18 protein-coding genes and 1 tRNA gene are annotated in these 20,824 nt (G+C 61.8%); 5 read left to right on the top strand and 14 right to left on the bottom strand.

The genetic code is table 11. The features are described 5' to 3' along the window. Positions 1–68 precede the first annotated feature (68 nt). The 14 genes from J2Y41_RS13235 to argS form a co-directional block, all read right to left on the bottom strand. Positions 69–401, bottom strand: coding sequence for a hypothetical protein (locus tag J2Y41_RS13235; RefSeq protein WP_309928988.1), 333 nt, complete (start codon positions 399–401; stop codon positions 69–71). Beyond that, positions 388–879, bottom strand: coding sequence for a hypothetical protein (locus J2Y41_RS13230; RefSeq protein ID WP_224087988.1), 492 nt, complete (start codon positions 877–879; stop codon positions 388–390). The genes J2Y41_RS13235 and J2Y41_RS13230 overlap by 14 nt, the downstream gene beginning before the upstream one ends. 113 nt (positions 880–992) lie before the next feature. After that, a complete protein-coding gene (locus J2Y41_RS13225) occupies positions 993–2,111 on the bottom strand; it encodes an MraY family glycosyltransferase (RefSeq protein ID WP_309928983.1) in 1,119 nt (372 codons plus the stop codon). 282 nt (positions 2,112–2,393) lie between these two features. Next, positions 2,394–3,350, bottom strand: a complete 957-nt coding sequence (locus J2Y41_RS13220) for a glycosyltransferase (protein WP_309928979.1) — start codon at positions 3,348–3,350, stop codon at positions 2,394–2,396. Further along, entirely contained in the window at positions 3,351–4,136 is a 786-nt protein-coding gene (locus J2Y41_RS13215) for a WecB/TagA/CpsF family glycosyltransferase (protein WP_224087993.1), read from the bottom strand. Then, entirely contained in the window at positions 4,133–4,975 is an 843-nt protein-coding gene (locus tag J2Y41_RS13210) for an L-threonylcarbamoyladenylate synthase (RefSeq protein ID WP_309928975.1), read from the bottom strand. The genes J2Y41_RS13215 and J2Y41_RS13210 overlap by 4 nt, the downstream gene beginning before the upstream one ends. Positions 4,976–4,987: 12 nt before the next feature. Continuing rightward, the gene (prmC, locus tag J2Y41_RS13205) at positions 4,988–5,860 is read right to left on the bottom strand and encodes a peptide chain release factor N(5)-glutamine methyltransferase (protein WP_309928973.1); all 873 of its coding nucleotides are present in this window, start codon (positions 5,858–5,860) and stop codon (positions 4,988–4,990) included. Between the two features lie 44 nt (positions 5,861–5,904). Then, complete coding sequence (gene prfA / locus J2Y41_RS13200) at positions 5,905–6,978, bottom strand: peptide chain release factor 1 (protein ID WP_224164684.1); 1,074 nt, start codon at positions 6,976–6,978, stop codon at positions 5,905–5,907. Positions 6,979–7,281: 303 nt separating this feature from the next. Further along, complete coding sequence (rho, locus tag J2Y41_RS13195) at positions 7,282–9,450, bottom strand: transcription termination factor Rho (protein WP_309928969.1); 2,169 nt, start codon at positions 9,448–9,450, stop codon at positions 7,282–7,284. Between the two features lie 307 nt (positions 9,451–9,757). Continuing rightward, positions 9,758–10,732 (bottom strand): homoserine kinase, encoded by a 975-nt coding sequence (thrB, locus tag J2Y41_RS13190; protein WP_309928967.1) that lies wholly within the window; start codon positions 10,730–10,732, stop codon positions 9,758–9,760. A 2-nt stretch (positions 10,733–10,734) separates the two neighbouring features. Next, a complete protein-coding gene (gene thrC / locus J2Y41_RS13185; protein WP_309928965.1) occupies positions 10,735–11,838 on the bottom strand; it encodes a threonine synthase in 1,104 nt (367 codons plus the stop codon). Beyond that, on the bottom strand, positions 11,839–13,155 hold the full coding sequence (locus J2Y41_RS13180; protein WP_224164690.1) for a homoserine dehydrogenase: 1,317 nt from the start codon (positions 13,153–13,155) through the stop codon (positions 11,839–11,841). It abuts the gene before it with no gap. Then, the gene (gene lysA, locus J2Y41_RS13175; protein WP_309928963.1) at positions 13,148–14,632 is read right to left on the bottom strand and encodes a diaminopimelate decarboxylase; all 1,485 of its coding nucleotides are present in this window, start codon (positions 14,630–14,632) and stop codon (positions 13,148–13,150) included. The genes J2Y41_RS13180 and lysA overlap by 8 nt, the downstream gene beginning before the upstream one ends. Positions 14,633–14,636: 4 nt before the next feature. After that, the gene (gene argS / locus J2Y41_RS13170; protein ID WP_224087998.1) at positions 14,637–16,286 is read right to left on the bottom strand and encodes an arginine--tRNA ligase; all 1,650 of its coding nucleotides are present in this window, start codon (positions 16,284–16,286) and stop codon (positions 14,637–14,639) included. A 245-nt stretch (positions 16,287–16,531) separates the two neighbouring features. Here argS and J2Y41_RS13165 point away from each other — a divergent pair, with 245 nt between their 5' ends. The 5 genes from J2Y41_RS13165 (at position 16,532) to J2Y41_RS13145 (ending at position 20,820) form a co-directional block, all read left to right on the top strand. After that, on the top strand, positions 16,532–17,008 hold the full coding sequence (locus J2Y41_RS13165; RefSeq protein WP_224087999.1) for a hypothetical protein: 477 nt from the start codon (positions 16,532–16,534) through the stop codon (positions 17,006–17,008). Positions 17,009–17,013: 5 nt separating this feature from the next. Then, positions 17,014–17,886, top strand: coding sequence for an FAD:protein FMN transferase (locus tag J2Y41_RS13160; RefSeq protein ID WP_309928958.1), 873 nt, complete (start codon positions 17,014–17,016; stop codon positions 17,884–17,886). Then, complete coding sequence (locus J2Y41_RS13155) at positions 17,883–19,385, top strand: oxidoreductase (RefSeq protein ID WP_309928955.1); 1,503 nt, start codon at positions 17,883–17,885, stop codon at positions 19,383–19,385. The genes J2Y41_RS13160 and J2Y41_RS13155 overlap by 4 nt, the downstream gene beginning before the upstream one ends. 121 nt (positions 19,386–19,506) lie before the next feature. Continuing rightward, positions 19,507–19,579, top strand: a tRNA-Arg gene (locus J2Y41_RS13150). Positions 19,580–19,776: 197 nt separating this feature from the next. Further along, positions 19,777–20,820 (top strand): M4 family metallopeptidase, encoded by a 1,044-nt coding sequence (locus J2Y41_RS13145; protein WP_309928952.1) that lies wholly within the window; start codon positions 19,777–19,779, stop codon positions 20,818–20,820. Positions 20,821–20,824: the final 4 nt, after the last annotated feature.

Raw genomic sequence — 20,824 nt, 5'->3', positions numbered from 1 at the left:
TGCTGTGTCCATCATTGGGCATTGGTTGGAAGCCGGACGCGCTCGACGCATCCATATTCCGTGTGAAATTATTTGGCATTACTGTCCCCGTCCGTGGACGGACCGCTGTCTGCGTTGCTCTCGCCAGAAGAAGAGCTTTGCCTGGTGAGGCCGTGCATATGGGAAAGATAGAACCCTCCTGCGGCTCCCAGCAGAGCGCCAAGGAGCACAATCCAGCGGGTCCCCCACAGATTATCCAGACCCCAGCCTATCAAACTCCAGACAATGATCCCGCCAACGATGTAGCTGAAGACGGCGATGCCGGCGTTGTATCCACCATCGTTTCCGGCGTCGGCAGAATCGTTGGCCGAACCTTGCGACGGAGTGTGGCTTGACGGGGACTTGCGCTTACGCAGAGACATCCGTGCCACCCTTCCCATCCGCAGGATCGTTGTAGATCTGGAGGCGGGCTTTGCTGAAACCGTAAATCTCTGCAGACTGCCAAAGGATGACAGCCACGACTGCGCCGATGACGAACCATCGGCCGTGCAACCAGGCGGGAGTACCGATCACAAAGAGGATCACGGCAAAGCCGACGACTTTTACGAAGTACGTCGCCACGAACAGGCCGACGGCGCCGGAAGGATTATTGCGGCCAACGAAATGACCGATCAGAAGGCTGATCGCAAAGAAGAGCATGACCAGCGCGGCACCGAATGCTGCTGAAAGCGCACCTTGGCCACCATTCATGAACGCTGCGACGATACTCGTCACGAGCAATCCGGCCAGGGCAGCAGCGGAGCTCAAGAGCAGCAAGCGCAGCCACAGGTTGGAGGTTTCCCCGGAAACTCCAACAGCACGTTTACCGGACGGGCGTCCGGAATCGGCGTTGGATGTCATGGGGATACCAATCCTCGTGGCACGGGTGCCATATTCTCAAAGTGGGGTTACGGGCGAGTGACTGTCCGCAGAAAGAATTCTACATGAGATAGAACTGTGACCATAACCGGAAGTCATGAGTGCTCCCCCGGGTCCGCGGTATTCCGCGTGAAGTACGGCCATGCGGTAACAGCGGCCATGACGAGAGCAGCAACAACCACCACGATCAACACAATCTGCCACGGGAACACTGCGAACGCCACCCCGCCGAACGCCAGGATGCACGTCCAGACATAAAGCATGACGACGGCGGTGCGGTGCGAGTAGCCGAGGTCCACCAGCTTGTGGTGGAGGTGCCCACGGTCTGCGGACCAAGGAGACTGTCCCCGGGCGGTCCTGCGAACCACGGCCATTCCGAAATCCAGGAGCGGAAGGGACAGCACGGCGAACGGCAGGAGGATCGGGATGATCGTCGGGATGCCGTTGGCGCGGTCATAGAGCCCGGATCCGATTTGCCCCGTTGCCACTACGCCGGCTGAAGCCATGAGGAGACCGATGAGCATGGCACCGGAGTCCCCCATGAAGATCTTGGCTGGAAACCAGTTATGCGGCAGGAATCCTATGCAGCCGCCCACCAGGATCGCCATCAGGAGTGTCGCAAGGTCTGAATTGTCAGTGGATGGGTTGTTCCGATGAACCCAGTACGCAGTGAGGAAGAAGGCACCGCCGCCTATGGTGGCCACACCTGCAGCCAATCCATCCAACCCATCAATGAAGTTGACGGCGTTCATGGTGGTAACAATCAGCCCTGCTGTCAGGACAATCTGGACGAGCTCGGATTCAATCAGGATCGGTTCGGGGATGAACGGAACCACGGACATCCTCACACCCCAAATGGCGACGATGAAAGCCGCTGCTGCCTGCCCCAGGAGCTTGATCCACCAGCGGATATCGAGGATGTCGTCCGCGACCCCCACTGCGACGATCACGACTGCTCCGGCCAAGATGCCCCACGGAGCATCGTTATGCCTGAATATGTCCTTCACGAAGAACGAGTTGCTTGCCACCACTAGGGCAACAAAAAAGCCTGCAAAGATGCCAAGCCCGCCCAGTTTTGAGATGAGTGCGGAGTGCATGTCCCTGCTGCGGATGGGACGGTAAAGCCGTAATTTGTTCCCGAGTACGCGGGCTCCCCACGTGCCGGCATAGGACACCAAGGCAGCCGTGAGCGCCATCAGCAGGTACATAATCATGACGCGGCTCCGGAAAGCAGCACAATGCCGGAATCAGCTGCACGGACCAACGTATGCAGCCGGTGCATCGCTGGAAAGCCGTGTAGTTCCGGGCAGGTCAAGGTGTGGATTTCTGTCTGTCGATAAATGGAACTACTCCGTCGCCATGCCTGCACCGGCTGTGCCAAATGATGCTGGGATTTCTGTGGACTCTAGTCACGATACTAATGCCAATGGTCGTGGCCACCGGCGTGACGCAGCCGCAAAACTACAGCTGATGTGCTGTAGCCACGCGGCCGGCTTCTACCTGGCAGGCTCCTGGACGTTACGCAAGGCGTAGATCCCCTTGAGCACTTCGGCGTTGGACCGGGGCGCCTTCAAACTATGGCGCAGGCCCTTGAACAAGCCATCAAGCAGTATTTTGCGGTTTGACGACGCAGCAATGGTCTTGGCCCAATTGCGTAGCGAAGCTCCCATAAAGAGGACCTTTTCCCAAGGAGCCAGGGCGTTGGATCTCGTGTAGACCCAGAGCTTGTTACGAACTTCGTAGTAGAACCGGGGGCCGGGGTCCGCCCCTGCATCTCCAAACACTTTGGTGTGATGACTGGCAACCGACGCACTGGTAGCAAGGGCCGTTCCCCGGCGCGAAACCCTGGCCGTGTATTCGAGGTCATCGTTCCAGATGAAGTAATCGGCAATGGGCAGTCCGTGACGCCGGATCTCGTCAGCGCGAATCAGGACAGAGACGAAGGATGCGCTGCGGATCTGAACCGCCCCGAGCCGGGCAGCGGTGCTGCGAGCCGCCTCGCTGGCACCGATGCGTGGACGCATGCGGTTCATTGGGTGGTCGCGACCATCCGTCCACACCACCCGGCTGGCGATGAACGCGGGAGCTTCCCCGGTTTCCTGTTCATAAGCCTCAGACACATCCAGCGCCTCGCGAAGTGCGCCGGGCTGCGGTTCGGTGTCGTCGTCCATGATCCAGACGTGGTCAGCACCGTGGTCCAGGACTGCGCGCTCCATGCCCACAACAAATCCCCCGGCACCGCCCACGTTGGCGTTGAGCGTAACAACGTCCGTGGGCACAGGGCCCCGATAGGCCCTGAGGAACTCCGCAGTTTCGTCTGTGGAGGCGTTGTCCACGACGACGACGGCGTCCGGCACCTCGGTCCCGGCGGTGATGCCGGCCAAGGTGGTCTCAAGGAGTTCACGCCGGTTATAGGTCACCACAACGGCGACCACAACGGGTTTGGACGTCATTTACTTGCCTTTGGTCTGGGATGGCTGGAAGTGGCGCCGAATCAACAGGCCCGCCAACTTCCACGGTTCAACGAAAACTCTGTAGGCAACACGGCCCGGATGGAGAACCAGGCGCCACGCCCATTCGAGCCCAAGGCGCCCGAGCCAACGCGGAGCGAGCTTCTGGACGCCGGCCACCTGTTCAATGGCACCGCCAACGGCACAATACACAGCGGGCGGAAACTGAGTGAGTCGCCGATGCAGCACCGTCTCCTGGAGCGGCATGCCAAGGCCCAGCAGCACCAGTTGAGGACGGAAGCGGTCCAACCACTCCACGACAGCCATTTCCAAGGCCTCGTCCCATCCTTCGCCGGGCATTCCATCTACCGTCGCATCAGGAATGATGGTGCGCAGCCGGGCCACCGCCTGCGTATTTGCCGCCCGTCCGGCGCCGATCACGGCCACCCGTTCCAGCCCCTTCACTCCCCCAAGAGCCGGGATCCAGTCCATGGATCCAAGCCGGTAGGCCATGGGGCCTTGTCCCAGGGGCTTCAGTTGCCGTTTGTGGGCCAAGCCCCAAAGCATGGCTACCGGGGCGCCGTCGAGGAGGACGATCGAGCTTTGATCGTAAAGTGAACGGAAATCTGCGCACGAGTGGAACAGCGTAATGCTGTGAAGATTGTGTCCGAGCACAGTGCGGGTGGTTCCGGTGGAGATGAGTCCATCCAGTGCATCGATCAATTCATTGACGCGCAGCGGAGTCGCGTCTACGTCAAGGACGGGGACGCGCTGGCGTTCCGGAATCATTCGGGTTTGGCTTCACGTGGGGCGTCGGGTGCCGATGCTGATACAGCAGGCGCCGGATCCTCGACGGCGGGTGCTTCCGTTACTTCGACAGGTGCGTCCTGCGCCGTGGCCGCTTCGGAGACAGGTTTTTCCTGTGCTGCTGCCGCGGTTTCTGCCGCCGGAGCAACAGAAGGTACAGGCTCGTCAACGCCGAGGACGGAAGGAACAACTTCACGCAAGCGTTCCAGGGAGATGGCGCCCTGACGTACCACCCGGAAGGGTTCGGAGGTCGCATCCACGATGGTGGAAGGCAGTGCAGCAGTACCCTTCACGGGCCGGAAGCCGCCTTCAAGGTATACTTCCACGGAATCTGCGAGCTGGAGCCGCGCCTCTGAAGCGGTCTGTGCTGCTTCCTGGCCCGTGCGGTTGGCCGATGACACAGCCAGCGGGCCTGTAAGGCCCAGGAGCTCCAGTGCGAGTTCGTCGTCGGGCATCCGCAGGGCCACCGTGCCCTTGGTATCACCCAGATCCCAATCCAAAGACGGCTGGGCGTGGAGGATGAGCGTCAATCCACCGGGCCAGAACGCCTGCGCCAAGGCCCTGGCGTTGGCGGATACATCGCTCGCGAGTCCGTCCAGGGCATTGATGCGCGGAATCAGGACCGGAGGGGGCATTTGCCGGCTACGGCCCTTGGAAGCCAACAACATTGTCACGGCCAAGGGGGAAAAGGCGTCAGCTGCAATGCCGTACACGGTGTCCGTCGGCAGCACGATGCACTTCTTTTCGCTGATGGCACGCTGCGCGTGCTGAAGTCCTTCAGCCCGCTGGTCATCGGAAGTGCAATTGTAGGTTGTGGTCACAGCGCTATTCTTTCACTCATCAGGAGCCTTGTTTGCCAGCACCGCACTCGTGGCACGTTCCTTGCCGTTGAGGTCAAAGTGCGTCGTGATGTCCTGCCAACGTCCCGCTCGACGCAACATGCCGCTGATCCAATCCGCCTGGACTTCTGCGTGTTCCATCACGAAGTAACCGCCGGCTTTCAGGAGGCGGCCCGCGGTAGCCGCTGCCGCCGTCGGGAGTTCCATGCCATCCGCTCCCCCGCCGTACAGTGCTTCGGGCGGATCATGCAGCGCAACTTCCGGCTCGTTCGGGATGGCTTCGGCAGGGATGTACGGAGGATTGGACACCACAACGTCAAAGGAGCCGTTGTGTTCGGGCAAGGCATCCCTAAGATCACCCTGGACCAGGTGGACGCCCAGCGGTTCAAGGTTCCTGCTGGCCCAGGCATGGGCAAAAGTGCTGAACTCCACGGCATGGACTTCAGCCCCTGGAACCTCCTGGGCGATTGAACCGGCAATGGCTCCGGAACCGGTTCCGAGGTCCACGATCCTGGGGTGGGACATTCCGGCCACGTGGTCGATGACAAGCTGGACAACGGATTCCGTTTCGGGCCTGGGGATGAATACGCCAGGGCCCACCCGCAGCTCAAGGTGGCGGAAATACGCGACGCCGGTGATGTGCTGAAGCGGGACGCGCCCGGCACGCTCAGCCACCAGTTCGGCGTAGCCTTCAGGTGCGGGGGAATCACCCAGGAGCATTGCCCGCAACCGGCCCAGCCCCACGCCCAACAGGTGCTCCGCAAGAAGTTCGGCATCGACGCGCGGGGTGGGGACTCCGGCGTCGGATAAAACCGCAGTGGCCTCGCGAACGGCGTCCGCGAGGCTCTGGCCTGGGAAAATCGTCATATCTATGCCCTGACAGCTGGAAATCGGGAGCTGGCGGTGCTCTGCTATTCGCCCAGGGCGTCCAGGCGCGACTGCTCGTCGGCTTCAATCGCCGACTGGATGACGGGCTCCAGATCACCATTCATCACGGCGTCGAGGTTGTAGGCCTTATACCCGGTGCGGTGGTCCGCGATCCGGTTTTCCGGGAAGTTGTAGGTGCGGATGCGCTCCGAGCGGTCCATCGTACGGATCTGCGACTTGCGCTGTTCGGAGTTGGCGGCGTCGATCTGTTCCTGCTGGTGGGCCAGGAGCCGGGCACGAAGCACGCGCATACCGGCCTCACGGTTCTGCAACTGCGACTTTTCGTTCTGCATGGCCACCACGATGCCCGTAGGCAAGTGGGTGATGCGAACTGCGGAGTCGGTGGTGTTGACGGACTGGCCGCCGGGACCGGAGGAACGGTAGACGTCGATCTTGAGGTCGTTCTGGTTGATTTCCAGTTCTTCGGGTTCATCCACTTCCGGAAGCACCAGGACACCGGCTGCGGACGTGTGGATACGGCCCTGCGACTCTGTAACCGGAACGCGCTGTACCCGGTGCACGCCGCCCTCGAACTTCAACCGCGCAAAGACGCCCTCCGCGGGGTCGTTCGAGTTGCCCTTGATGGCCACGGACACGTCCTTGTACCCACCCAGGTCAGACTCCGTGGCGGATATCATCTCGGTCTTCCAACCCCGGGACTCGGCGTAACGCATGTACATACGCAGAAGGTCACCGGCGAACAACGCAGCTTCGTCGCCGCCTTCGCCACCCTTGACCTCAAGGATGACGTTGCGGGCATCGTCAGGATCACGGGGAATCAGCAAACGGCGCAACTTCTCCTGTGCAGCAGGAATCTGCTCCTGCAGCACCTCCACCTCTGCGGCGAAATCGGGATCCTCGGCAGCCATTTCCTTGGCGGCCTCGAGGTCGTCATTGAGTCCGCGCCACTTGTTGTACGCCTCCACAATGCCCTGGAGCTGGGCAGAACGCCGCCCCAGTTTCCGGGCCGCAGACTGATCGGCATAAACAGCAGGATCACTCAACTGCGCCTGGATAGCAGCATGTTCATCAAGCAATCCCTGAACGGACTCAAACATTTTCAAACCTCTTTCGACTTCAACAAGTCTAATAACTGCGATGAGGGGCTACGTACAGCCCTCGTCGGCTGTGCCAACACACGCCGTGCTGAGCACTCGTGGTGCCGAGCCAAGGATCTCCGTTTAAACAAAGACCGCTCAAAATATGCCGGCCAGGGAAGGTGGGCCGGGAACGAAACGAGCCGCCGATTCTGCTGCCCCGGGAGTGGCTTCGGGCCTGCCGGAGCGTGGTGGCCAAGTCCGTAAGGACGTGGCCACCACGCGTAGGGGCGGGGGCAGCAGAATCAGCGGCTCAGTAGGCAGCTATTTGTCGTTGTCCGACTTCGCTCCAAGCGTCGTCTTCTGAACCTGCATGAGGAACTCGACGTTGCTTTGCGTCTCCCGGATCTTGTTCGTCAGCAGCTCAAGGCTCTGCTGCTGCTCAAGGCCTGAAAGGACCCGGCGCAGCTTCCACATGATCTTGACTTCTTCCGGTGAGAGCAGGTTCTCTTCGCGACGCGTGCCGGACGCGTTGACGTCCACGGCCGGGAAGATTCGCTTGTCTGCCAGCTGGCGGGACAGGCGGAGCTCCATGTTGCCGGTGCCCTTGAACTCCTCGAAGATAACCTCGTCCATCTTGGAGCCGGTCTCGACCAGAGCCGTTGCCAGGATGGTCAGCGAGCCACCGTTTTCGATATTGCGGGCAGCACCGAAGAAGCGCTTCGGCGGGTAGAGCGCTGCGGAGTCCACACCACCGGACAGGATACGGCCGGAGGCCGGTGCTGCCAGGTTGTAGGCGCGGCCCAGGCGTGTCATGGAGTCCAGGAGGACCACCACATCCATGCCCATTTCGACGAGGCGCTTGGCGCGTTCGATGGAGAGCTCGGCAACCGTGGTGTGGTCATCTGCGGGACGGTCGAAGGTGGAGGCAATGACCTCACCCTTGACGGTGCGCTGCATGTCCGTGACTTCTTCGGGACGTTCGTCAACCAAGACCATCATGAGGTGGACCTCAGGATTGTTGGTGGTGATCGCGTTCGCAATGGACTGCAGGATGAGCGTCTTTCCGGCCTTGGGCGGGGAGACGATCAGGCCACGCTGGCCCTTGCCGATCGGAGCCACGAGGTCGATGACACGCGGACCGATCTTCTTGGGGTCGGTTTCCAGGCGCAGGCGCTCGGACGGGTACAGCGGCACGAGTTTGGCGAACTCGACGCGGTCCTTGAGCTCTTCAGGAGTCTTGCCGTTGACCGAAGTAACACGAACGAGGGCGTTGAACTTCTGGCGCGACGACTGCTGGTTGCGGTCTTCACCTTCGCGTGGCGCACGGATGGCGCCAACGACGGCGTCTCCCTTGCGGAGGTTGTACTTCTTGACCTGTGCCAGCGAAACGTAGACGTCGTTCGCGCCGGGGAGGTAGCCGGAAGTCCGGATGAATGCGTAGTTCTCCAGGACGTCCAGGATGCCTGCTACGGGAAGCAGGACGTCGTCTTCGGTAACCTCGATGTCATCAACATCCGGGCCCTGCGCACGGCCGCGGCGGCGTTCGTTGCGGTCGCGGAAGCGGTCGCTGCGGGTGTTGCCGTCCCGGCTCTCCTGACCGCCACGACGGTCGCTGCGCTCGTTCTGATCGTTGCGATCACGGCGGTTCCTGCGGTTGCGGCGATTGCCCGTATCTTCGAGGTCGTTGGTGTCCTCGCGGCGGCCGCGGGAGTCACGACGTTCACGCGACTGATCGCCAGAGTCGGCCTGTTCGCGCTGTTCGCGCTGTTCCGTGCGTTCGGCACGCTGTTCACGCTGGTCAGTACGCTCGGCGCGCTGTTCGCGCTGGTCGGTCCGCTCGGCGCGCTGTTCGCGCTGTTCGGTCCGCTCGCCACGCTGGTCAGCACGCTGTTCCGTGCGCTCGGGACGCTGCTCAGCGGCCGGGGCTTCTGCAGTTTCGTCCGGAGCTGCAGCAGTCTCGCTGCGACGACGGTTACGGGTGCGGGGCTGGCGACGCTCGGTGGCGGCTTCGCTGCCTTCCGGTGCTGCCTCGGGCTCTGACACCGGCGCGGCCGGCGCTTCAGCAGGTGCAGCGGCCTCTGCCGCGGCAACGACGCCATCGCTGGTGGCGCGGCGGCTGCGGCCACGTCCACGTCCACGAGGGGCTTCCTGGGCCGGCGCTTCCGTGCCCACTTCAGCGGCAGGAGCGCTCTTCTCCGCAACTTTGGCCTCGGCAGCCGGGGCTGCCTTGGGCGCGGTGGCAGCCTTCGTCGACGCCTTGGCCGGGGCCTTGGCGGTAGAAGTCCCTGCACGATGGGCGGAAATGGCAGTTACCAGGTCCCCCTTACGCATACGGGACCCACCGGAGATCCCCAGCTGGCTGGCAAGAGCCTGGAGCTGGGCGAGCTTAAGGCCTGCAAGGCCGCTGCTCTTGGTGGTTGCTGCTGTTGACGACTCAGCAGCAGAAGTTGTTGTGTCCACAGCTGAAGCCAGCTCAGTGGTTTCTGTCACGAAGGATCCTTCCCCCTCGACGGCGTCCAGAGCGAGAGCTGGACGCGATGATTTGTTCTGGGCTGCAGTTCAGATCTGCAGCCGGTGATTTCGGCCGTGCCTGATGGATTGTGGCCAACAGGGCCGGATACTGATCGTCTTCACTGAACCCAGTTGCCCGGACAGCCGACTGAATATTCAGGGAACAGAGAGAGTTCTGCGGCACCTGAGACAGGCCGGAAGGAGACGGCACCGCCAGACGTTGGCACAGTTGACGAAAGGAACAGCGAAACCGCCAAGATCCAAAATCAGGGAACTGCCCGCGGCTTTACCGCCGGTGCACTTCCACTCTAGCACCTTCAACGTCCACAGCCAGCGTCATCACGCGCCAACCGACGTTGGGTGTGTTGGTGGCAGTAAACGCCTCGATGAATTCGACAACGGTTGCCGCTTCGCCGGGGCCGTTGGCCAGGACCATGACAGTAGGGCCGGCACCGGAAACCACGGCAGCGTGACCGGCCTTCCGCAGTGCCGCAAGTAGGTCCGCGCTAGGCCGCATCGCTTCGGCACGGTAGCTCTGGTGCAGGTAGTCTTCGGTACCGGGCAGCAGGAATTCCGGCTGCGTGGTCAACGCGTGGATCAGCAACGCTGCACGTCCGGAGTTCATCGCCGCAGCATGGTGGCCCACCGACGCGGGCAAAAGTCCGCGGGCGGTTTCGGTGGAGAGTTCATAATCCGGAACCGCCACCACGGGAACCACGGATTGGGCCACTTCAGCACGCGTACTGCTGTACTGCTCGCTGTCCTGCCATGACAGCGCCAGCCCGCCGAAAATGGCGGGGGCGACGTTGTCCGGGTGGCCTTCCATTTCGCTGGTCAGCTGCAGGATCCAGTCAAGATCCTGCTGCGCCTCTTCTGGAACCAAGGAATTGGCGGCAGTAACAGCGGCTACAACTGCGGAAGCTGAGGAACCGAGCCCGCGTCCATGCGGATTGACGTTGTCAGCAGTGATCCTTAGCCCGGAGTGCCGGAAACCCAAACGTTCCAAGGCGAGGTCGATCGCACGCACCACCAAGTGGCTGGAGTCGCGCGGAAGGGTATCGGCGCCCTCACCGGAGAGCTCGAACTCGAGCTCTCCGGTGGTGAGCGTTTCCACCGTCAAGGTGTCATAAATTGAAAGGGCCAAGCCGAGGCTGTCGTAGCCGGGACCCAGGTTGGCACTCGTACCGGGGACCTTGACGGTCAGCCGCTGGCCTGCCGCGACGAGTCTACGATCGGTCGCGGTGGGCTGCGTTTGTTCCACTCTTATTTTTCTTCCAGTCCCAGTTCCGCGGCAACGGTTACGACGTCGTTGGACACCTTGACCGGCTGGACATCGCTACCGTCCTCCGTGCGGAGGGCCCACTGGGGGTCCTTCAGTCCGTGGCCGGTAACGGTGATGACGATGGTCTTGCCGGACGGAACCTCACCAGCAGCGTGTTTCTTGATCAGGCCTGCCACGCCGGCAGCCGAGCCGGGCTCGACGAAGACGCCTTCCTTGGAAGAGAGCCAACGGTGGGCGTCCAGGATTTCCTCATCCGTGACAGCTTCAATCAGGCCACCGGATTCGTCACGGGCGGCGACAGCCGTGTCCCATGACGCCGGGTTGCCGATGCGGATGGCAGTGGCTATGGTGTCCGGTTCAGTGATCGGGTGCCCTGCAACGAACGGCGCAGCACCCGCAGCCTGGAAACCCCACATGATGGGTGTCTTGCTGGAGACGGCCGGCAGTGTGCCGTTGGCGGTCTCGAAGGGAGCGGCGTACTCCTTGTATCCCTTCCAGTAGGCAGTGATGTTGCCGGCATTGCCCACGGGCAGAACGTGGATATCCGGGGCATCGCCCAGGGAGTCCACAACTTCGAAGGCACCGGTCTTCTGGCCCTGGATACGGGCAGGGTTGACCGAGTTAACCAGGAAGACCGGGTAGGACTCGCCCAGCTTGCGGGCGATGTCCAGGCAGTTGTCGAAGTTGCCGTCCACCTGCAGCAGCGTGGCGCCGTGCGCGATTGCCTGGCTGAGCTTGCCCATGGAGATCTTGCCTTCGGGGACCAGCACAGCGCACTTGAGGCCTGCGGCCGTTGCGTAAGCCGCGGCCGAGGCCGAAGTGTTGCCGGTCGAAGCACATACAACAGCCTTGGCGCCGGCTTCGACGGCTGCCGTCATAGCCATGGTCATGCCCCGGTCCTTGAAGGAACCCGTGGGGTTCATGCCTTCGACCTTCAGGTACACCTGCGAGCCGGTCAGCTCGGAAAGCTTCTGTGCGTGGACGAGCGGGGTGCCGCCCTCGCCGAGGGTGATGACCTTCGTGGCTTCCGTTACAGGCAAACGATCAGCGTATTCGCGGATTACTCCGCGCCATTGGTGAGCCACTTAGACCCCTTCTACCCGCAGTACGGATGTCACAGAATTGATGACGTCAAGGCCCTTGACGGCCTCGACGGTTGCTGCGAGTGCAGCTTCGGATGCACGGTGCGTCACGATTTTCAGCTCAGCCGACTCAACATTGGAGGCGGCATCGCGGTGGATCGTTTGACGCATGATCTCGATGGATACGCCGTTCTCCGCAAAAATGTGGGCGATGCGAGCCAGCACACCTGCCTGGTCTGCTACATCCAGACCGATGTAGTAACTCGTAGTGGAGGCATCAATGGACAGTGCCGGAACATGACCGGTAGTTGTTTCCGTGCGGCCGGGGCCGCCAAGGACCAACCGCCGGGCAGCCGAGACGAGGTCGCCCAACACAGCAGAGGCAGTGGGAGTCCCGCCGGCACCCTGGCCGTAGAACATCAGTTCACCAGCGTTTTCGGCTTCGATGAAGACTGCGTTGAATGCGCCACGGACTGCTGCCAACGGGTGTTCGCGCGGCAGGAGGGTGGGGTGCACGCGCACCGAAATTCCACTGCCGTTCCCTGAGGCTTCGATTTTCTCAGCGATGGCCAAAAGCTTGATGACGAAGCCGGCTTCCTTGGCCGAAGCGATGTCCGCAGCGCTGACCTTGGTGATCCCTTCGCAGTAGACGTCGTCCAGGGAGAACCTTGTATGGAAGGACAACGATGCCAGGATCGCTGCCTTGGCGGCTGCGTCATGGCCCTCGACGTCGGCAGTGGGATCTGCTTCGGCATAACCGAGCCGCTGGGCTTCGGCAAGGGCGTCCGCAAACTGTGCGCCAGTGCTGTCCATCTGGTCAAGGATGAAGTTGGTGGTCCCGTTCACGATCCCGAGAACCCTCGTAATGCGATCGCCGGAGAGGCTGTCGCGGATCGGGCGCAGGATGGGAATAGCACCGGCAACCGCAGCTTCGTAGGACAGCTGAACGCCGGCCTTGTCAGCCTCTTCGTAGAGAGTGGGGCCATCTTGCGCGAGCAGTGCCTTGTTGCCGGTGACAACGCAGGCGCCATTCTGGATGGCGGTGACGATGAGCGTACGCGCGGGTTCGATGCCGCCCATGAGCTCGATCACGAGGTCTGCGTCCTTGACGAGGGTCTCGGCGTCCGTGGTAAAGAGTTCACGCGGCAGTTCGACGTCACGCGGCGAGTCGAGGTTGCGCACGGCAATACCGGACAGCTCGAGGCGGGCGCCACTGCGGGCGGCCAGAGCCTCGGCGTCGTCAATAAGAATGCGCGCGACCTGGGCCCCTACATTGCCACAGCCCAGCAGGGCCACCTTCAGGGTTCGCACTTCAGACATTCGCCACTCCCATGTCGCGGTTCAAAAGATCTTCTTCGGTTTCCCCGCGGACAATGAGCCTGGCGGCTCCGTCGCGCACAGCGACAACGCCAGGCCGGGCCAGGTAGTTGTAGTTGCTGGAGAGGGCCCAGCAATAGGCGCCGGTACCCGGTACTGCGAGCAAATCACCGGCTGCCACATCCGCGGGCAGATATACATCTCTAACAACTATGTCGCCGCTCTCGCAATGTTTGCCCACTACGCGGGACAGTTGCGGAGCTGCATCGGAGTCGCGGGACGCCAAAATTGCCGAATAATCCGCGTCGTAAAGCACCGGACGGGCGTTGTCGCTCATTCCGCCGTCCACCGACACATACCGACGCGGATACGTAACGTTCCCACTGCCTGTTTCGGTGCCCGGAACGTCCACGCGAACGGTTTTAAGCGTTCCTACCTCATACAAAGTGAATGTGGTGCTCCCGACGATCGCGCGCCCGGGTTCGATGGAAACGCGGGGCGCTTCGATGCCGAGTTCCGCGCACTTTGAACGCACGACGGCGGCCATCGCCTGCGCGATTTCAGCTGCAGGGCGGGGAGTGTCCTCTGGCGTATAGGCGATACCATAGCCGCCCCCGAGGTCCAGTTCCGGCAGGACGACGGAGTATTTGGCCTGCATCGCTGCCTGAAAGCCGAGGAGTTTTTCCGCGGCCAGCGCGAATCCGTCCGCCTCGAAGATCTGGGAACCGATGTGGCAGTGCAACCCCAGGAGCTCCACACTCGGGTACGACGTCGCGGCGGCAACGGCTTCCTCAGCTGCGGACAGGCCGGCTTCCTCAGTGGAGTCCTCAGCCATGGAGAGGCCAAACTTCTGGTCTTCGTGCGCTGTGGCGATGAATTCGTGGGTGTGGGCGTGGACCCCTGGCGTGAGGCGCAGCATGACCTTGGCGGTTTCACCGCGGCTGGAAGCAATCTTGGCGACGCGTTCCAATTCATCGAGGCTGTCCACCACGATGCGGCCGACCTTCATGTCCAGCGCCCGGTTTATCTCGGCGTCGGATTTGTTGTTGCCGTGCAGGCCCAAATTGGCCCCCGGGATTCCGGCGCGGGCGGCAACAGCCAGTTCGCCCCCGGAACAGGTGTCCAGGCGAAGGCCTTCCTCAGCTACCCACTGTGCCACAGCCGTACACAGGAAGGATTTTCCCGCGTAGTAGACATCCACTCCCCCGCAGATGTCAGCGAAAGCGTCGTCGAAGGCGTCCTTGAAAGCACGGGCACGCGCACGGAAGTCGGATTCGCTCATCACAAAGAGTGGCGTGCCAAATTGCGCCTTGAGGTCGCTGACTGAAATCCCGTCAATGGTGACCTCACCGGCGTCGTTCTTCTCCACACCGGCCGCCCACATAGGTGCCTGGAGGACGTTAAGGTCCTCCGGGACAGCCAGCCATTCAGGAGCAAGCGGAGAGGCCTGGGGTGAATCTGGTGCGGTGTTTGTGGTCATGGCCTTACATCCGTTCCGGCGCGGAAACGCCTAGCAGTCCGAGTCCGTTGGCCAGCACCTGGCTGGTGGCGTCGTTCAGCCACAGACGGGTCCGGTTCACGTCCAGCACCGGTTCCTCGCCCTGTGGGGAGACACGGCAGGCATCGTACCAGCGGTGGTAGGCACCGGCGATGACCTCAAGATGACGGGCAACGCGGTGCGGTTCGCGGAGCTCGGCTGCTTTGGCCACGATTGACGGGTAGCTCCCCAAATAGGAGAGAAGCTCGTTCTCCGTGGCATGATCCAGCAGCGATGCGTCGAATACGGACCGGTCCACCCCGGCCTCGGCGGCATTGCGCGCGGTTCCCCTGGAGCGGGCATGGGCGTACTGCACGTAGAACACGGGGTTTTCGTTGCTGTTCTTCTTGAGCAGTTCCGGGTCCAGTGTCAGCGGCGAGTCGGCAGGGAACCGGGCAAGGGAGTAGCGCACTGCGTCCTTGCCCAACCAGGAAATGAGGTCCTTGAGTTCAATAATGTTGCCCGCGCGCTTGGACAACTTGGCACCGTTGACGGACACCAACTGTCCAATGAGGACCTCAATGTTTACTTCGGGATCGTCACCGGCGCACGCTGCAATAGCTTTGAGGCGATTGATATAGCCGTGGTGGTCGGCGCCAAGAAGGTAAATCTTCTCGGTGAAACCGCGGTCCTTCTTCGAGAGGTAGTACGCGGCGTCGGCGGCGAAATATGTCGGTTCGCCATTGGCTCGGATCATGACGCGGTCTTTGTCATCGCCGAAGTCGGTGGTGCGCAGCCAAACGGCGCCGCCGTCGTCGAAGACATGGCCCTGTTCGCGGAGCCGGGCAACGGCAGATTCAATGGCACCGGCGTCGTGCAGTTCCTTCTCGGAGAAGAAGACGTCGAATTCCACGCCGAAATCTGCCAGCGTTGCTTTGATATCCGCCATCTGCGCCTCGTAGGCAGCAGCACGAATGACCGGCAGGGCCGCCTCGTCTGTGAGTTCACGGATATCCGGGTGCGCCTTGAGTACTTCATCGCCGAGTTCGCGAATGTACTCACCGGGATAGCCGCCCTCGGGGACGCCACGGCCGTGGAGCCGGGAAAGGACTGAGTTGGCGAAGACGTTCATCTGCGAACCGGCGTCATTGATGTAGTACTCGGCGGTGACGTCGGCTCCCGAAGCCCGCAGCACGCGCGCGATCGCGTCGCCCAGGGCGGCCCACCGGGTGTGGCCAATATGCAGAGGTCCCGTGGGGTTGGCCGAAACGAATTCCATGTTCACAACATGTCCTGCGAGCGCCTGGTTGGTCCCGTAGGTGGAACCCGCCTCAACGATTGCCTTGGCAAGCGCGCCTGCCGTAGCAGCATCAACGGTGATGTTCAGGAAGCCAGGACCTGCGATTTCGACTCCGGTCACGCCGGCGATTCCCTGGAGGCGATGGCTGAGGATTCCGGCGAACTCGCGCGGATTCGTGCCGGCCTGCTTAGCCAATTGGAGGGCAATGTTGGTGGCCCAGTCTCCGTGGTCCCTGTTCTTGGGTCGCTCTACCCGGACGTCTCCGGGGACAGCGGATTCCGCCAAGGCGATTTCGCCGGCAGCGACGGCGTCCTTAAGGCAGGTGGATATGGCAGCAGAGAGTTCTTCGGGAGTCACCCATCCAGCCTACCGGGGGCCCGCAAACTCGTGGAATTAAGGCTCGTTTATGTGGATATCTTGGACACAGCAATCTTGGACACAGCACCTATACATAAACTGCTGGCGGCCCTCACAGACTGAACCATTACGCTGATTTCAACGTTGTGAAGACGTAAGAGGTGGCTTTAAGGGTCATCCACAGACCGACACCATCCCGTTGACCGCATGTTGATCACATCTTGTCCAGTTGAAACGAGCAGAACATGACTACGCCACTCCGCAAGAGCCTCTACGTCGGGTTCGCCAGCGTATCCATTATCGGGACGGCAGCTGCCTGTGCCCCCACAACGGAAGCCCCGTCAACCCAGACTCCGGCTACCCAGAATGGTGGCCAGGCTTCCACCACCAGCCCTTCTTCCTCTGGTTCGGCTGGAAACGGTGACTCCACGTACAAGGACGGCACCTACAGCGCCGATGGAACATATACATCGCCGAACGGCCAGGAGACTGTTGGGGTTCAGCTCAAGCTGGCCGGGGACAAGGTGGAGGCAGTGAATATCACCGTCCACCCCTCCAACCCCAACACCAGGAAGTTCCAGGGCGAGTTCGCCAGCGGTATCGCGGCGCAGATCGTTGGCAAAGACATCGACGACCTCAACGTTTCCAAGGTTGCCGGTTCTTCTTTGACCTCAGGCGGGTTCAACGATGCCGTGGAGCAGATCAAGTCCCAGGCAAAGTAGCAGCCATGCCGCATCCGGGTTGGAGCCGCTTTAGCTTCGAGGGGATCGGTACGCACTGGGAGATTTCGTCGTCGTCGATGCTTGAGCCGGAAGTGCAGCGCCAACTGCTTGCGACGGTAGCGGATTACGACCATACCTATTCACGGTTCAGGCAGGACTCCCTGGTGTCCGCTCTGCAGCGCGGTCCCGGCAGCATTTCCTTGCCCGGGCACTCAGTGGGCCTCCGCAACGTCTACGAGGCGCTGTACCGGATCAGTGGCGGCTCCATGACACCCCTGATCGGCAGTAGCTTGAACCGTCTTGGATATAGTGCCGGCTACACCTTGGTTCCTTCAGGCGCCCCTGAAGGTGCTGCCAGGTGGGAAGACGTCCTGGAATGGTCGGGAACCACGGTTTCGGGCAAGGTTCCGCTGGTATTGGATGTTGGCGCCGCAGGAAAGGGACAGCTCGTGGACCTGCTCGGCGAAGTCCTCCGTTCAGCTGGCTACGTGGACTTCCTGGTGGATGGCAGCGGCGACATGCTGCATTCCGGAAGCCTGCCCGTCACTGTGGCCTTGGAGCATCCTTATAACCCGAAGCAGGCGATCGGCACCGTGGAATTGGACAATTCCTCCCTCTGTGCCTCCGCGTCCAACCGCCGGGCGTGGGGCGACGGGCTGCACCATGTACTGGATGGAATCACAGGGCAACCCATCGAAACGACCGTGGCCACCTGGACCATGGCCGCGAGCGCGATGGTCGCAGATGCCTTGGCCACGGCACTCTTCATGGTGGAACCCGCCGCGCTTGAGGCTGAGTTCGATTTTTCCTGGCTACGGGTGTTTTCGAATGGGAGTGCCACATTTTCGGCTGGTTTTGAGGGGAGACTGTTCACATGAATGCCATGAAGTCGCGTTTGGACACCTGGTTGGGCCGCTTCACCATGTACCGCCTGATTTTGTGGGTTCTCGGGGTCCTGGTGGCCTACAGCCTGCTCCTGAACTTCTTGGGGTGGCTGACGTTCGGCCTGCCGCAGATGCTGGTTCACCTGTGCGTGTGCCTTGGGCTCACCTATGGATCGAACCGCCTGCTGGCCTTGCTTTTCCGGACCACGCCCCATTCGGAGTCTTCACTCATTACCGGCTTGCTCCTGTACTTCCTGTTCTGGCCCACGTTCGTCGCCACTGACATGCTGGGTGTAGCACTGGCTTGTGTCCTGGCCAGCGCTTCGAAATATGCTTTGGCTTTCCGTGGGCGCCACATTTTCAACCCAGCGGCTGCGGGGGCTTTCATCACGGGCTTGACCGGACTGAACATAGCCACCTGGTGGGCCGCAACGCCTGCCATGTTGTGGCTCCTTGTTCCTGGTGTCCTGGCGGTCCTGTACCGCACACGGAAAATGCTGATGGCAACAGTTTTCCTGCTGGTGGCCACCAGCATCGTCTGTGTCGAATTGCTGGGCCGCGGCATGACCTTCGGCCAGGCCCTGTGGCAGCCGTTGGCCCAGCGCCCCTTGCTTTTTTTCGTCGGCTTCATGCTTACTGAGCCCCTCACTCTCCCCCCACGCCGTTGGCAGCAATTGGCACTTGCCGGCGTCGTCGGCGTTGTCTTTGCGGTTCCGTACAATCTGGGCTTCGTGGCCAATTCGCCTGAACTCGCGCTTCTGGTGGGGAACCTGATCGCCTTTTTCCTGGGCCAACGGGGCCGCGTGGAACTGACATTCAAGGGTTCCCGGGCCCTGACACCGGGGACCAGGGAGTTCCGCTTCGAGCCACGGCGCCCTGTCCGCTATGCGGCCGGGCAATTCATGGAGCTGAACCTTCCGCATTCGGGGTCCGACGGCAAGGGCCGACGCCGGGTCTTCAGCATCACCAGCCCCCCGGGTGCTCCGGAAGTGACCTTCGGCGTTGGAACGGCCGGGCCCCTGTCCACCGCGAAGAAGACGTTGCTGGCGCTAAAGCCCGGTGACATGATTTCCGCCACAGCGGTTGGCGGAGACTTCCTGCTCCCGCACGACGCCGCCAAGCCGGTCCTGCTGATTGCCGCAGGTATTGGTATCACGCCTTTCCTTTCCCACCTTGCGTCCGACGACGCAGCCCGCGACACGGTGGTCCTCTACCTTGCCCAAGGCCGCGATGAACTCGCCGCCTGTGAGCAATTGGAGGCGTCCGGGGCAAAGGTGATCGCCCGGCTCGCGGACGGCTCTACTCCCCCGGATTTCATGCACGACGCCGGAACCTCCAGGATCGACGCACAGCGCCTGAAGGAGCTGGTACCGGACATCGGGGCCCGCGAGGTATATGTCTCCGGTTCCCCGGCGAGCGTGGATTCCTTGCGGGCCGCTGCGCACGGTGCAGGGGCGCGGCGCGTACACGTTGACTCGTTTGCCGGGTACTGAACTATGGGTACCGCAGCGCCGCAGCGTGCAGGGCGCTAAAGATCATGGCCGCGTTTTCTTTTGGGGCCAGGTGGCTGCTAAGCTCTAGGACGTCCCACCGGCAACGGAGGGAACCCCGGATGCCCTCGTAGCTCAGGGGATAGAGCGTCTGCCTCCGGAGCAGAAGGCCGTAGGTTCGAATCCTATCGAGGGCACATACAAATACCCCGCCAGTCCAACTGGCGGGGTATTTTTGCGTTCCAGATCACGCCCCGGCCCAGCTCGGCCTCCGGGCAGCAACCCGGGTCGCCGCTATCAGTTCAGGGCTTGCCGGGCGAACTCGCCAAAATTGTCAGCCCCCGCTCCTAGGCTGATCACAGTTGCCAGTCGCCAAGTGCCAAAAGGGGTTGCTGTGATTTGTTCAATCGTTCCGCCTTACATGCTTCGAAGGATTGCCGCCCAGAGCGAGCCACGGCTTTGGGCTGTTGCCCGGGCCGCAAAGGAATCACTCCTGCACATCAAGGACCTCCAGGCCGTTCGCGCCGCCCCGGCACCCTCTACTCCGCCCAGTGCAGTGGCGGCACAGCCCGGCCCGCCAAAGCGCACCATCTACGATGCCGACACCTCGGAAAACCTGCCCGGCCGGGTAGTCCGCAAGGAGGGCGCTCCGCCTGTTGGGGACGCCGCTACCGATGAGGCCTATGACGGTTTGGGCAGCACACACCGACTCTATGCAGAGATCTTCGGCCGGGATTCCGTCGATGGCGCCGGCCTGGCCCTGGACGCTACCGTTCACTACGGCAATCTGTACGACAATGCCTTTTGGGATGGCAATCAGATGGTCTTCGGGGATGGCGACGGGGAGATTTTCCAACGCTTCACCAAGTCAGTGAGCGTCATCGGCCACGAACTGGCCCACGGGGTCACGCAATTTACGGCAGGGCTCAATTACCGCAACCAGGCAGGTGCCCTGAACGAGTCCATGTCAGATGTCTTCGGTGTACTCGTGGAGCAGTACCTGAAGAAGGAAACCACGGAGCAAGCCAGCTGGCTGATCGGCGAGGGTCTTTTTACCGACAAAGTCCAAGGTGCGGCCTTGCGCTCGATGAAGGCCCCGGGCACCGCCTACGACGACGACATCCTGGGCAAGGACCCGCAGCCTGACTCGATGGACACATACGTTCGGACCAGTGCCGACAACGGTGGAGTACACATCAATTCGGGCATCCCCAACAGGGCTTTCTACCTTGTTGCCGCAGAGTTGGGCGGCAATGCATGGGGTGTGCCAGGGCAGATCTGGTACGGGACACTCACCAGCGGGTCCCTGCCGCCAGCCTGCACCTTTGGCAAGTTCGCCAAGGCGACTGCGGCTACTGCGGAAGAACTTTTTGGCGTCGGCTCAGTAGAGCATGACGCCGTCCTGAAGGCGTGGGAGACTGTGAAGGTCAAGGTTTAGACCA

The sequence above is a fragment of the Arthrobacter sp. 1088 genome (assembly GCF_031455315.1).
GTDB lineage: Bacteria > Actinomycetota > Actinomycetes > Actinomycetales > Micrococcaceae > Arthrobacter.
This window is presented reverse-complemented; position numbering and strand designations above follow the sequence as displayed.